Below are 14,165 nucleotides of genomic sequence, written 5' to 3'. Positions count from 1 at the left end.
CCCTAATCATTCCATCTGCAGGGTGCCGTCCCGGTAGGGGAGGCTCTGGGCGCCCGCTAACGAACCCTTGTCCTCGGGCTCGGCGATCATCACGGTTGCGGCGCAATTCAGCATGATACTAGCCGTCGTCACGCCGGGATCGATGATGGGGTTCACCGCCATCAGGAGAATGACGCCCGTGGCGTAGGGCAGATGCAGCGGCTCGGCGATCAGAGCGATCATGGAAATGGCTACGATACCTGGAGAGCCCGCTCCGGCGACCGCGGTCAGAATCGCGCCGACCAAGGCGATCAGCAAGCCCTGCAGCCCGAGCGTCACTCCATACAATTGAGCGATGAAGACGATGCCGGTCGTATACGTCAGCACCATGCTGTACCGGCACAGCACGATGCCGAGCGGTACAACCAAATTGACCGCATGCGCGTTCAACCGGAATCGGTCCCGCAAAGTCTCGAGCACATACGGCATGGTCGCGATGCTGTTCTGCGTGCCGAAGGCAATGCACAGCGGTTCCTTAAGTCCGAGCAGCGTTCGGAGAAAGCTCAGCTTCATTCTCGCCGAAACGATCCAAACGCCGAGCAGCAAGAGCAGCAGGCAAACGGAATAAATGCATACGATATATTGAACCATGGCTAGCAGCAGGTCTCCCCCCGCGCCCGCGATTTGACCGGCCATCATGCAGAACATGCCGAGGGGCAGCATGTACATGCCCCAAGAGATGATGCGCTGGAAAGCCCGGAACAGCAGGTCCGTCATCACGAGGAACTGATCGCCCGCATGAACGGAGAGCAGCCCGACGGCGATCCCTACGACGACCGAGAAGAATAAAATCTGCAGGTTGTCTCCCTGCCCTAGCGCGATGAAGATGTTCGACGGAATGAGATCGAAGACGAATTGGAGCAGGCCATGGCCGGAGGAAGCGGCCTCCGAGGATTCCGCAGCCGGTTCCCGGTCGAGCACCTCCTGGCCCAGCACCGTTCTCTGACTGGCCGAGAAGCCTTCGCCCGGTTGGCCGAGCGATCCCGCTCCGAGTCCTAGAGTGCCCACTAGAAGCAACCCGGCCAGAAACACCGTAACCATGCGCCGCAGCACTTGCGATGTACCGCTCGACATGAACAGCCGGCCTACGCTGGAGACGATGGCGGTGACCATGATGGGAATCACGCACATTTTGAGAAACGATAAATATAAATTTCCATATGGAACGAGCCTCTCGGCGAACTGGGGCTGGTACAACCCGATCAAGACCCCGGCGCCGATCGCCCCGACTATTGCCCAGATCGATTTTAGCCAACGGATGGAAAAGGGAATGCGCTTCATGAACTTGAACTCACCTTCTGTAATAAGCTTGAACCATGCCTTATAGGTAGAAAGGGGCTTGCGGAAGAACCCCATTCAGGATTCGCTCCGCAAGCCGGTAAGAATAAGTCCTACACCATTATTGAGCCAGAGCTGCAGGCAGCGTAATGATGGCACCGATGACCGTGCCGGCTGTAGCTTCGTCGCTATTGCCCCGGAACCCTGTATCATGGCCGAACATGGCCAACGCACCGGTTCCAACACCGCTGAAGAAGTCGCTCGCCCCGTCCTTGCTGCCGCCGGCGACACTTTCCAGCTCGCTCTCGGACAGCTCATCGGCCTCCCGGACGACCGGAGGTAACACCAGGTTCAAGTGGTTCGCCGATTGATCGAGCACGCCGATCTTGAAGCTGGCCGGTACCTCAAGCCCGGTCTCTTGTTGAATGGCGGCATGAATGTTGGTCAGGCACAAACTCCTGAATTCAGCATCCGTAGATGCTCGGGCGCCGATTTTTTGTACCGCTTCTGCCAATGCTTCTTTCGTCCAACTCATGGTAATGCCTCCTCGCAAAATGAGATTTATCATAAACCTGGCGGTTAGCCAGGAGAATGAACCTAATGATCCGGAGTCCGGAATCCGGAATCCGACTAAGCCAGCTGTCGCTTGGCCAGCTCCAGGAACAACCCGTCCTGCTGCATCAGCTCCGCGTATGTGCCGGCTTGCACGACCCGTCCTTGGTCCAGGACGAAGATCCGGTCGGCATTCATAATCGTGCTGAGCCGATGGGCGATCACCACGCGCGTGGCGCGCAGCTTCTCCATGCTCTCGCTGACGATGGCCTGGGTTCGGTTATCCAGGGCGCTGGTGGCTTCGTCGAAGAAGAGGATCTTCGGCTTTCTGGCGAGCGCCCGGGCAATGAGCAGACGCTGGCGCTGCCCGCCGGACAATGTGCCGCCCCCCTCCGAGATGACCGTGTGCATCCCCATCGGCATCTGCTGGATGTCCTGATCGAACCCGGCCAGACGGGCCGCTTCCCAGGCATCCTGATGCGTCAGATTGGTCGAGCCGACGATGTTGCTGTAGATGTCGCCGGCCATCACCTTCCCATGCTGCAGGACAACGCCGAGCTGGCTGCGAACCGAACGGATATCCAGCGCCTTCATATCCTGGCCGTCATAATAGATGGAACCCGACTCCGCTTTCTCGAACCCGAGCAGCAAGCGGAGCAAGGACGATTTGCCGCAGCCCGATGCGCCGACCAAGGCGACGAATTCGCCCGGCCGGATGGTCAGGGACAGATCGTTCAGGATGAGCGGCTGCTCGGACCTGTACCTGAAGTTCACATGGCGCACTTCGATCCCGCCCGCCAGCTCCCCCGGGTCCTCCATCGCCTCCTGCACCTCCGGCACCGCTTGGAGGATCGGCTTGGTGCGCTCGAACAGCGGCACGATGTTCAGGATGGACACCACCGCGGACGACATCGAGATCATCGCGGTCAGGAAGGCCGTGAACGCCGAGAAGAAGGCGATGAACTGGCCGGCGCTGAGTCCCTCCGCGTGGCCCCCGACCATGTAGAACAGCACGATCGAGGTCACGAGGGGATAGAACGAATTGAACACGGCATGGATGTTGCTGACTGTTCTCGCCTGGAACGAGGTTTCCTTCATTTCTCCGAACCCTTTGGCCCACAGGAAAAAAGCTCGTTTCTCCGCGCCGGCCATCCGAAACTTCGAAATCCCGTTGATAATCTGCAGCACGCTGCCCGTCAGCCGCCCTTGCACCCGCAGCAGAATCCGCTGCCGGCGCACCTGCACGACCCCGACGCCGACGGTCGCGAGCATCGGAATGAGCGCCAGCACCGCCGCGGCGAGCGCCATCTGCAGATCGTAATGGAAGAGCAGGAAGAAATTGAAGGAAGAGAAAAGGCCCGAGAAAATTGCGGTGACCGCCACGCCGGACAACATCTTCCTCATCGCATTGATGCCGCCGGCCCGGTTCGCCAGGTCCCCCGCCGTGAATTGCCGGAAGAACGACGCCGGCAAATTCAGCAGCCGATCCCAGACCGCCGCCTGGATGGAGCCGTCCATCTTCCCTTCGATGCGAAGCATCGCCATCGAGCGCGCGAGCTCGAACAACCCCGTCGCGAGCGTGATGGACAGCAGGATGAGCCCCATCTGCAGCAGCGGCCCCCGCTGGGCCGCAGGAATCACCGTATCGAACAGGATGCCGTTCGCGATGGGAACGAACATCCCGAGCAAGCCGGTGGCGATCCCGAGCAGGATCATCCTCGCGAAATCGCGCCGGACCGTCCGATGCGCGCCATATTGGAGAATATCCAACACGGACAACGGATGGGTCGGAAACGGGCGATAAAACATGTGGGCCACGCTCTCCAGCATCCCGGCCAGCTGTTCCGTGACCTCAGTCTCCGACCCGTCCTCCGGATTCAACAGCGTATAGCGGGACGGCCCTTGCGGCAGCAGCGCGACCGGATGCCCCCCCTCTTCGGTGAAGGCCAGCAACGGGCCGTTGTCGGCCTGCCACCAGTCGTCTCTGAGCACGACCTGGCGCGAGCGGAACCCGGACCCTTTGGCGAGCTCGCTGACGGGATCGCGCGACTTGCGCAGCCGGGAGACCGGGGCCGGCTTCACCGTCAGGCCCACGGCTTCGCCGACGCGACGAGCCGCCTCGTAGAGGGCGTCTCCGGACAGCGGGTCCGCCGCACGCTTCGTGCCGGGCCCTCCGGTGACCGCCGCCAGACGGCGAATCGCCCGCTCCATGACCGCCCGATCCTGCTCGGTCTTGAGCTTCAGCCGCTCGCGTTCGAATCGGGTCTCGAACCGATCTCGCTCGCGCAAGCTGGCCGCGATGTGCTGATGATACGCCGACAGTCCTTGCCAGGACGGATCCAGCTCCAGCCACTGCAGCGTGCTGTACACCGTCACGCTGGAGGGCTCCGCGGCGGACAGCCAGCTGTTCGGCGTCAGCGGGAACAGCTGACCGGACCGATCGACCTTGAGGCCGGAGTCGCTCCTCCAATGCAAGTGCCCGCTTTGCAGCCTGACCCACACGGGGCGGGCCGTGCGCAGCACCGTCCCCTCCGCCGCCTCCACCGTGTCGCCCAGCTCCAGGTCGATTGAGAGTTCCGCCGGCTCCGCATGGGTCCCTGCGGTCGAGCAAGCCGAAATCCACCCCTCGATCAAGGGAGCTGCGGCCGCCCGCAAGTGGGGAGACTGGGCCAACGCTTGAAGGAAGACCGCTTTGTCGAGACGCAGCAGCCGGGTTCCCGTCAAGCCCGCGACCAGCATCCCCGCCGACCTGACTGGACCGGCCTCTCCCGCATGGTACCCGAACAGGAGCTGTCCCGGATCCGCCCCGAACAAGAAGCGTCTGGGGCGTACCACCTCTTCCTCGTGCAGCGCAACGGCAAACACATCCGCATGCCCCGCCAGGACCATCCACACCTCCTGCTCATCCCGGACGATCAAGGGTTGGTTGCCTTCGGCTTCCGCCACCGTCCCCTGTTCCAGGAACAGCTGCTGCAGCTCGGTTCTTTGCGTAGGTCCCACGGGTTTCTCCTCCTTTCGAGGGGCAGTTAATGCTCCTGAATAAGCCGGGCGTACAGCCCGTTCTTGGCGAGCAGCTCTTGATGGGTGCCCCGCTCGGTGACCTTCCCGCGATGCATGACGATAATCTCATCCGCATCGCGGATCGTGCTCAATCGGTGCGCCACGATCAGGCAGGTGCAGCCGCGTCTGCGGATGCTGGCATCGACCAGCTGCTCCGTCTTCGGATCGAGGGCGCTCGTCGCTTCATCCAGCACGAGCACGGAGGGATTGCCAGCCAGCGCGCGGGCGATCTCCAGACGTTGCCGCTGGCCGCCGCTGAAATTCCCGCCGCCCTCGTCGATCCGATGATCATAGCCGCCGCTGCGTGAGCTGATCTCATCGTGAATGCAGGCGTCCTTGGCCGCCCGGACGATGTCCGTCTCTGGGATGGTCGCATCCCACAGCGAGAGGTTCTCCTTGATCGTGCCTTCGAACAGATGGATCTCCTGATCCACAACCGCCACCGAGTTGCCGATCAGCTCTCGCGAGAGCTGCTGGCGCGTCGCGTCATCGAATCGAATTTCCCCGGACCAGGGCTCGTAGATGCCCGCCACCAGCTTCGCTACCGTCGATTTGCCGCTGCCGGATCCCCCTACGAGCGCTACGCGCTTGCCCGGCTTCAGCTCTAGGCTGAAATTCTCGATCAGCGGCCCCTCCAGCCGGTTGTAGCCGAACGTCACCTGCCGGAGCTCCACGAACCCCGCCAGCTTGGCATGGTCCTGGGTCCCGGGCTCCCGCTCCTCTGCATTGGTCGGTTCCGGCGTCTCGGCGGCGAACTGCGCATCCACCTTGTAATTCAGTACATCGTCCAGGCGTTTGAGTCCCCCCTGCGCTTCCTGCAAGGAGCTGCCCAGCTGCACCATCTGATTTACCGGCTCGATGAAGCTGGCCATGAGGCTCTGAAACGCCACGAGCATCCCGACGGTGAGCGCTCCGTCCATCACTTGATAGCCGCCCACGGACAGGATCACCGCGGTGCTCAGGCCGGACAAAAGGCCGGGCACGGCCGACAACAAGCCGGAGGAAACCCCGAGCTGCTGCTGGGACTGAAGGAGCTTGCTCTGGTACCCGGACCACTTGGCGAAGAAGTCGGATTCCGAACCGCTCGATTTCAACGTCTCGATCAACTGCAAGCCTCCCATGGACACACCCTGCATTTTCCCGGATTCCTGCAGAAGCCTCATATTCTGATCTACCCTTTGTTTGGACACAAAGCGCAGGAACAGCACATTCGCGAGCGCTACCGCCACCGCGATGAGCGTCAGCAGCAGGCTGTATTGCAGCATGAGCAGCAGATAGAACACGATCAGGATCGAGTTCAGCACCGCCACCGCCAGATCGCCGGACAGCAGCTGGGCCACGCGGTCGTTGATCATCACCCGGGACCCGATCTCCCCGCTGTACCGCTGGGAGAAGAACTCGATCGGGAGCCGCAGCACGTGCCAGAAAAACCGCCCGGAGGTGCTGAGTGAGAACTTCATCTCGAGCCGCAGCAAGTAATATCGCTGCAGCCAGGTCAGCGCCGCGCGCATGGCCGCCGTCAGGCCCATCCCGAACAGGAGAGGCATCAGCCAGCTGTGAAGACCGCCGAGCAGGATGTTGTCGATCAGCACCTTGGTGAATACGGGAATGACGAGCCCCGGCACGACGAGGAACAACCCGGCCAGGATGACGTAGATCAAGGCCGACTCCGAGCCCTTCAGCCGGCTGCCGAGCGCCTTCAGCATCCCGGTCTGCCCGCCCTGGGGCTTGTAGGTCTCGGAGGGCGCGAAGGTCAGCACCACTCCGGTGAACGCCATGTCGAACTCTTCCTCCGAGACGACTCGGGGCCCCGCAGCCGGATCGTTCAAATAGACGCGGCCATTCTTGAAGCCCTCCAAGACGAGGAAGTGGTTGAAGTTCCAGTGAATGATCATCGGCACCGGCAGGCTGCGCAGGTCCTCCGGATTTTTCTTGTAGCCCTTGGCCGTCAAGCCATACTTCCTTGACGCCTTCAGGATGTTATTGGCTTTGCTCCCGTCCCGGGAGACGCCGCATTCCACGCGCAACTCCTCCAGTGGGACGTGGCTGCCGTAATAGCCCAGGATGATCGCCAGGGCGGCCGCGCCGCACTCCACCGCTTCCATCTGCAGGACGGTCGGCGTCTTGGCCCGCCTAGGCGCGCCCGATCGCCGGCTCGGGCTTATCTTCGTTTCCATCCGCGGGTCAACTCCATCTTCACTTGATCTGAGGAATAACCGAAGTGATCGGCTTTTGCTGCTTCACGATGATGGAGGCGGACACCAGGGTGCCGCTGTCGAGCTCCACCGGCGGCCCTTCTCCGGTCGACCACGCATAGCCGCTGACCGTCCGGGGATCGAGGACCGGATCGATCCAGACCTCCAAGAGAGCGGCCCCCCGTCCGGCCAGCTCGCCCACCAGCGCTTCGTTGCCGAGCGTGACGAGCATGGCCTGGGCGTTCACGGGAAACTCGGAGACGGCCGTAACTCGTCCTTTAATGAACCCGTACTCCTCGCGATTCACGGAGCTGGGGGACACTTCGACCTGCATGCCGGGTATAATCTTTTTGCCTTGCTGAAGCGGCAGGTACATCACCGTCTTCAACGCCTTCGCGTCCTTATCCCCCGATTCGATCGAGATTAGCGGCATGCCCGCGTTGATCGCGGAGCCCAACTTCGTCCGAACCTCCATCACGCGGCCGGAATACGGGCTGACGACCCTGGACGCATTCGCATAATCGGCCTTCACGAGCGCGATGGCAGCCTTGGTCTTCTCGATTTGACCGGCCAAGGCCGGGGTCGGTTCCAGCTGGTTGCCCGCTTCCGCCTGATGCAGCGATTGATTCAGCTGCGCGAGCTTCTCCAGCAAGAGCGGCTGCTCGATCCTCGCCATCACGTCCCCCTTGCGCACGTAATCGTTCTCCACGACCCGGATATCGGTGATGGTCCCGCTGGTATCGGAGTAGATGTTTTGCAGGCCGCCGGGGCGGATGAGCACGCCTTGGGCGTGGATCTTCGTTTGGAGCGTCCCCCCAAATCCCCAAGCGATCGCTGAGAGCAGCAGCACGCCCAGCGCAGCGAGCGCCAGCCAGCCCTTGGGCGACGTGACCCGCATCAGTGTGTCCAGCTGCTCCGGCGAGGACAATCGTTCCACGGAGACCTTGCGAAACACTTCCTTATTCATCCGCACGTCCTCCTTAGTTGAGATACTGGAACGAAGCGCCTCTCAGCTGCTTCAGGATGATGGGCATATCCCGCACGTTGCCGTCGGCATCGAAGGTATGGAGGCCGGACACGCCCTGCCAGCCCTTCGTCTGGTTCAGCACGTTCGCAAGCTTCGAAGGTTGGCGGGATCCCGCCTTCTCCAGCGCATACGCCAACAGCTTCAACGCATCGTAGCCCTGGGCCGCCCACTTGCGGGGCTCCTCGTTATACTTGCTCTTGTACGCTTGCACGAAATGTTGAACCGTGTCGCCCGCGGCGGTCGGGTTGAAGATCGACGCCACGACCGTATTGTCCGCCGCGCTTCCCGCCACTTCCGCGAGAGCGGCCGTGTCCAGCCCGTCTCCGCCGATGACGGGCACTTGCATGCCGACCTTCCGCAGATCCGCGAGGAAGGCAGCTCCAGCCGGCATGACCTCGGCCAAGAAGATCGCGTCGACGCCGAGTAGCTTCCATTTGTCCATGGCCCGCCGCAACGCATCCAAGTCCCTATAATCGGACAGCCGGTCCACGATTTGGATCCCCGTCGCCTTGGCCCCGTCCTCGAAGGAGTTGGCCAAACCTCGGCCGTATTCGTCATTCGTATAGAAGATCGCCATATTTCGGTAACCCTTGCTCTGGGCGTACTTCGCCATAGTAGAACCGATCTGGTTATCGTCGGGAATGAGGCGGAACACGCGGTCCATTCCGGCGGCCGTCAGTCCTGGAGCCGTGGAGGAAGGAGCCAGCATCAAAAGGCCCGCGTTGTCGTAAACTTTGGACGCCGGCACGGTCACGACCGAGCTCCGGTGCCCGATCACCGCCGTCAGCGCCGGATTGTTCGCGAAGGACTGCGCGATCGTGAGTCCCTCCGTCACCGAGGATTGATCATCCTTCTGAAGGAGCTTCATCCGACTACCCAGGACGCCCTTTTGATTGATCTCCTCCAAGGCCAGCTCCAGCCCTTCCCGGAATCCTTCATTGCGGTCGGCGAAAGGCCAGGCCACCCCCACGAGGATATCGCCCGTCTGCCGGCCGAGCGTCCGCTCCCGCTGCTCGCGCAGATCCCCCGCACTCGAGCAGGCTGAGATGAACAACATCAAGGCGGCCGCGATTAAAATCGACTTTATTCTCATTACTCCGGGTCCCCTTTTACTCCGTTCGGATCATCTTTGCTGGTACAACTCTACACCGGAGGCCCATTTTTGTCGTATAACTTAAGTTATATTTTTGGTTGGGCTTGTCCCGCCCGCGAAGCCCGTCCAACGCCAAAAACCCGCGAACGGCGCCGGATTGGGCGAAGTTTCGCGGGTTCGATGCGGGAACCTTTTTCATGAATTTTGATTCTTTTGGCCTACAGCTTCGGATCGTTCAAAAGGTTCATTCGTTTGCCCTCCAGCACCGCTTTCGCGCGCCGATTGACATTCATTTTGCTGAAAATTCGATTCGTATGCAGCTTGACGGTCCCCAAGGCAATATGCAGCTGTTGGGCGATCTCCTGATTCGACATCCCGAGCGACATGAGCTGCAGCACCTCCAGCTCCCGATTGGTCAAGGGATTCATCGGCTCGGGCGACCCCTCCGCCAGGGCTGCCTCCGGTTCCGCCTCCTCCTTGACCACCGGGGGATCGGCCTGAACCGGCGAAGCGCTGTCCGAGTCGTCCGCGTCGTCCCGCCGGAACAGCTTGAGCAAGAACACCGTCTGTGTGGCCAACAAGCGCAGCAGCTCCAGCCGGTCCGCAGCGAAGGCGCCGCTTGCCCGATTGTTCTCGAGGTACAGCACCGCCGTGAGCTGATTCTGGAATTGCAACGGCAGGCAGAGCATCGACTTCGTTCGCGCGCTCATCACGTAAGGGTCCCGGGCGAATCGGCCTATCCCCGCAGCATCCTCGAGCAGGACCATCTCGCCCGTATTCGCGGTGTACCGGACGGCCGGCAAACAGACCTCGTCGTACCGTTCCAAGGGCACTCGCGGCCGGCTTACGTTCCCCGCCTGATCCACGGCCAATTCCACGGTTAGCCGGTTCGCATGCTCCAGGGCGAAACAGCCTCTCTGCGCGCCCGCCTGCGCCACGACCGTCCGGACCAGATTCTCGATCAGCGTCCGCTGATTCGACTCCACGGCCATCGATTGAAAAGCCTCCCGAACGAGCGAAAGGTCGAGCGAAGGGTCGAGCGCAGCGGGAATCGCGCTTAAATCGGAGGTCACCTCCACCGCGGACGGCACGCCCGGAGGTCGTACAGCCTCGGGAGCGTCCCGGCTCCAATCCCGGTAATGCTCCGCATAGCGCGCCCTGACCTGCTCCGCCTTGCGGGAGCCGCCCCATTGCCGGTACAAAGCGTAAGCTTCGATGAGATACCCTTTGGCCCGCGTGTCACTGGCGTGCGACGCATAGAACTGCCCCGCGCACTCACAAGCGATCGCGGCGTGATGCATGTACCCGCTTCGCTTCGCCTCCCGGATGGCTTCGTCGTAGCGGCGCTCCGCCCGATCGCGCTTTCCTCGTATTCGGGCATATTCCGCCTCGACGAGCAGCAGCTTGTGCCGGACGTGATCCGGGCACTTGCCGGCGGCTTGGCGGAGCCTTTGCAGACAAGCGGCGATCCGTCTCGATTCGTCGGGCTGCATGCTCTTTCCCCGGGAGAGCAGGTGCAGGCCCAGAAACAGATCGTACTCGGACGCGTGAACGTAATGATTGGCATACCGCGTATGTCCGCCTGCCAGCTCGGCGCCCCTTCGCGCCGCTTCCCCGTCGCCCAGCAAGTACCCCTCCTGCAGGAGACACAGCCCATACAGAAACAGGAGCAGCGATTCCATGCCCGAGCCGCGGATCTGGTCCAACAGTCCTTGCGCTTCCGGGTCCGCCTCCCTGCCCTTCAAGGCGTGCACCCACCGGTCCAAAATGGTCAGATACGGAAGCATATATTGATTTTGGGTATGGGACAGCATTTTCTTGTATTCCGGAAGTACCGCATGGAGCAAATCCAGCTTGCCCGTCATATGGAGATTGATGCACCGCATGACCACGGCATGCCCGGTGAAGAGCATGTCGCCGGCTTCCAGCCCGTACTGCACCGATTTCAGGAAGCTCGCGTTGAAGTCCTTGTGCTCGTCCTCCATGATGAAGAACATGACCCCTAAGGTCAGATACGCTCGGCACAAAAGCGAGGGTTGGTTGTAGATCGCCGCCAATTTCAGGCTTTCCCGCAGCGCCGCTTGCGCCAGCCGACGGTCTCCCAGCGCGTGGTTGAGAATGCCGCTGAAGCTCCCCAATACCGCCGCCGAGTAAGGAAAATGCCCATAACGGAGCGACAGACGGATGCATTTGAACGTCAAAGCGCGAAACAACGGTTTGTTGTAGACGAAAGCCGCGCCTGACAGCATCGTCATCACCTGCAGGGCCATTTTCATGACCGGGTCCGACACGGGCGGCTGCGAGGCGAGTCGATCGGCCTTCCGGCGCCATTGTTCTTTGGTCGCCACAAGCTCGGCTAACAGCATCGCCTTCCCTGGCTTAGCGGAAACATGAACGTTCAGATCCCGGAGGCATTGCAAGCCCAGGGAGATCCCCTCGGCCAATCGCTCGGTGTGGAGCAGACGATTGATCGCCAGAGTCTGCACTCTCGTTCGTTCGTAGGGCGTACGGGCTCTCTGCAGCAATGCGTCGAACGCCGCGTCGGTAGCGGACGTCCACCCGTTCATGTACTCGCATTCAAGCAGATCGATCATCCAATCGAAGCAATTCTCGAAATCCCGCTCCCAGTGCTCCTCCCGGAGACGTGCGGCTGCTGCATGGAGATACTCTCCCGCAGCTTCGAAGGCGGTCGCCGCTTTCGCTTTCTTCCCCGCCCTGGCATTCGCATGGATGAGACGGTCGTGATCCTCCGGCAGCCGAGCCTGTCCGCTCCCTTTATTGAGATGGCCGGCGGCCTCGAACACATAGCGTTCCCGGATGGCCGGATCCGGGTGCTCGACCCAATGAAGGCCGGCATGCCAGTGCAGTCTCTCGCTCATGGAAGGGTCGAGCAGCGTATTCGCCGCTTCCTGCAAGCGGTCGTGGACGAATCGGAAGGAGCGCTCTTGGGCAGGCGCATCGGTCACGGAATCCGGCTCACGCTCCAGGCAGACGATGAATTGCCGGTGAATCGCCGGCTGCAGCACCTCCAGCGTGCGTTCCGGCGACTCCCGCCGCCACGAAGCCAGCAAGCCGATCTGGCATTCTCCTCCGAGGCAGGACGCCTCGAGCAGCGCTTGTCGGGTGTCTGGAGGAAGCCGGTGGAGGCTGTCCGTCATATAGCTCAACAACAGATCGGCATGCCCCGGATGTCCTTCGGAGTGACGCTCCTCCCAGTTCCAGGCCCACTGCTCGGTTCGCTCCTCGTAGCGGAGGATGTCTTCCTCCAGACTATGAAGCAATTGGCGGCGAAAGAGGAACGGATTCCCGTTCGAGCGCTGAAACAACGTGTGGGCGATATCGTCGGCAAGCCCCTGCTCCACCCTCAGCGTATCATTCACCATCCGCGTGGCGTCCGCCGGAGTCAGCGGCTCCAGCGGCAACGCCTGCACCGCCACGCCGGAAGAAGCGATCGCCTCCAGCTCCTCCTCGATCCGGTCGAGCGGACCCTGCTCCTGGTCGCGATAGGCACCGATGAGCAGCAAGCTCTGGCTTTGCGGATCGGTCATGAACGAGCGGATCATCCGCCACGAAGCCTCGTCGGCCCATTGCAAATCGTCCATTACGAGCACGAGCGGGTGCTTCTGACGGCAGAACACTTGAATGAACCGCCGGAAGACGAACTGGAAGCGCTCCATAGATTCTTCGAGCGGCAGACCCTCCACGGGCATGGGATTCCCGATTATCCGCTCCATCTCGGGAATGACCTCGGTGATTACCGCCGCGTTGTTTCCCAGGGCCTGCGTCAGGGAATCCCGCCATTGTTCCAGCTTCCCTTTGTCCTCGTTCAGCAGCTGTTCGGCCAGCTCCCGAAAGGCGGCGATGAGCGGGTACATCGGGATATCCTGCTGCAAGGGCTCGAATTTGCCGGAGATCAAATAGGCTTGTCCCAGCGCGATCTTCCGGGTGGCTTCTTGGATGAGGGCGGTTTTCCCGATCCCCGAAGGACCCGATACGCCAATCATCTGCGTCGACCCGAGCGTGGTCCAGTGATAGGCTTCCCGGATCCGGGCTACCTCGCGATCCCGCCCATACAGCCCGCCCGGCAAGGTGTACCGTGACATGCGCGGCCCCTCGCGATCCGGGAGCGGCTTGGCTCCGTCTCCCTTCGATATTGCCTTTAATGATCCTTCTTGTTTCACGACAGCACCAACCTGTTTTATTTCTGCATATCCGGTAAAGGTAATTGTACGTTCTGAGAGGGAAGTGGCCTGGAGTGACCGGCGGAAGGAAGCCATCCAATGATAGCTTTATCATATCATGATACTGGGAATAATTCTCGGGGACTTAACTTACATGGACAACGACGCTACCAAACAATTCTCCGCCCAAATACGTATTGAGTTGCCATTTGCCTGGATTCGGTAGCTCTAGACCTGAGGGTAAATGTGCATCCGCTCCATTGTTTGGACCACCTAAACCGTAGTTGTATTCCCATACATATTTTTTATTCGGAGTTCCCATTCCCTCAAGCAAAACTGGATGCTTTTTTCCAGTATTCAGATCAATAGCTTCAACTTTGAAGGGAGCTCGAGCTAATTCTTCTTTCGTACCCCAGAAATGCCACATGTACTTATTAGGTTTATTGGCTATAAAACCGCCAGGAGCCAAAATACCAATTCTTCCTTCAATGCCCTGTAACGTATAAACTCCGCTCTTAAATGGGGGGCTTACTTGAACATCATTGACCTGTTTGCTACATCCAATTGTTAATGATGTAGTTATCATAAGAACAAGTATAACAAGTAGCTTCTTCATACAATGCCTCCTTCTCAAAACGAAGTGATGTATGTTATTTAAGACGCCTTATACAAGCTACTAGTTGCGATATCCTGCTCATTAGCGCAAACGAAGATGCCTTTTTGGAGGCAGCTTCGCTTTA

8 protein-coding genes are annotated in these 14,165 nt (G+C 60.6%); all 8 read right to left on the bottom strand.

The features are described 5' to 3' along the window. Nucleotides 1–6: 6 nt before the first annotated feature. Nucleotides 7–1,320: a dicarboxylate/amino acid:cation symporter gene (locus ACI5FR_RS04760; RefSeq protein ID WP_405450997.1), complete on the bottom strand. Its 1,314-nt coding sequence runs from the start codon at nucleotides 1,318–1,320 to the stop codon at nucleotides 7–9. Between the two features lie 118 nt (nucleotides 1,321–1,438). Continuing rightward, on the bottom strand, nucleotides 1,439–1,852 hold the full coding sequence (locus tag ACI5FR_RS04755) for an NHLP leader peptide family RiPP precursor (protein ID WP_405450996.1): 414 nt from the start codon (nucleotides 1,850–1,852) through the stop codon (nucleotides 1,439–1,441). A 95-nt stretch (nucleotides 1,853–1,947) separates the two neighbouring features. After that, complete coding sequence (locus tag ACI5FR_RS04750; protein WP_405450994.1) at nucleotides 1,948–4,869, bottom strand: NHLP bacteriocin export ABC transporter permease/ATPase subunit; 2,922 nt, start codon at nucleotides 4,867–4,869, stop codon at nucleotides 1,948–1,950. Between the two features lie 26 nt (nucleotides 4,870–4,895). Then, nucleotides 4,896–7,106, bottom strand: a complete 2,211-nt coding sequence (locus tag ACI5FR_RS04745; RefSeq protein ID WP_405450992.1) for an NHLP family bacteriocin export ABC transporter peptidase/permease/ATPase subunit — start codon at nucleotides 7,104–7,106, stop codon at nucleotides 4,896–4,898. A 19-nt stretch (nucleotides 7,107–7,125) separates the two neighbouring features. Continuing rightward, on the bottom strand, nucleotides 7,126–8,091 hold the full coding sequence (locus tag ACI5FR_RS04740; RefSeq protein WP_405450990.1) for an NHLP bacteriocin system secretion protein: 966 nt from the start codon (nucleotides 8,089–8,091) through the stop codon (nucleotides 7,126–7,128). Between the two features lie 13 nt (nucleotides 8,092–8,104). Beyond that, nucleotides 8,105–9,244, bottom strand: a complete 1,140-nt coding sequence (locus ACI5FR_RS04735) for an ABC transporter substrate-binding protein (RefSeq protein WP_405450987.1) — start codon at nucleotides 9,242–9,244, stop codon at nucleotides 8,105–8,107. 218 nt (nucleotides 9,245–9,462) lie between these two features. After that, nucleotides 9,463–13,347, bottom strand: coding sequence for an AAA family ATPase (locus ACI5FR_RS04730; protein ID WP_405450984.1), 3,885 nt, complete (start codon nucleotides 13,345–13,347; stop codon nucleotides 9,463–9,465). 223 nt (nucleotides 13,348–13,570) lie between these two features. Then, nucleotides 13,571–14,041 (bottom strand): DUF4871 domain-containing protein, encoded by a 471-nt coding sequence (locus ACI5FR_RS04725; RefSeq protein WP_405450981.1) that lies wholly within the window; start codon nucleotides 14,039–14,041, stop codon nucleotides 13,571–13,573. Nucleotides 14,042–14,165: the final 124 nt, after the last annotated feature.

The organism is Paenibacillus sp. HJGM_3 (assembly GCF_045062745.1).
Lineage (GTDB): Bacteria > Bacillota > Bacilli > Paenibacillales > NBRC-103111 > Paenibacillus_AA.
The sequence above is the reverse complement of the archived record's forward strand: the minus strand, read 5'-3'. Positions and strand labels throughout refer to the sequence as shown.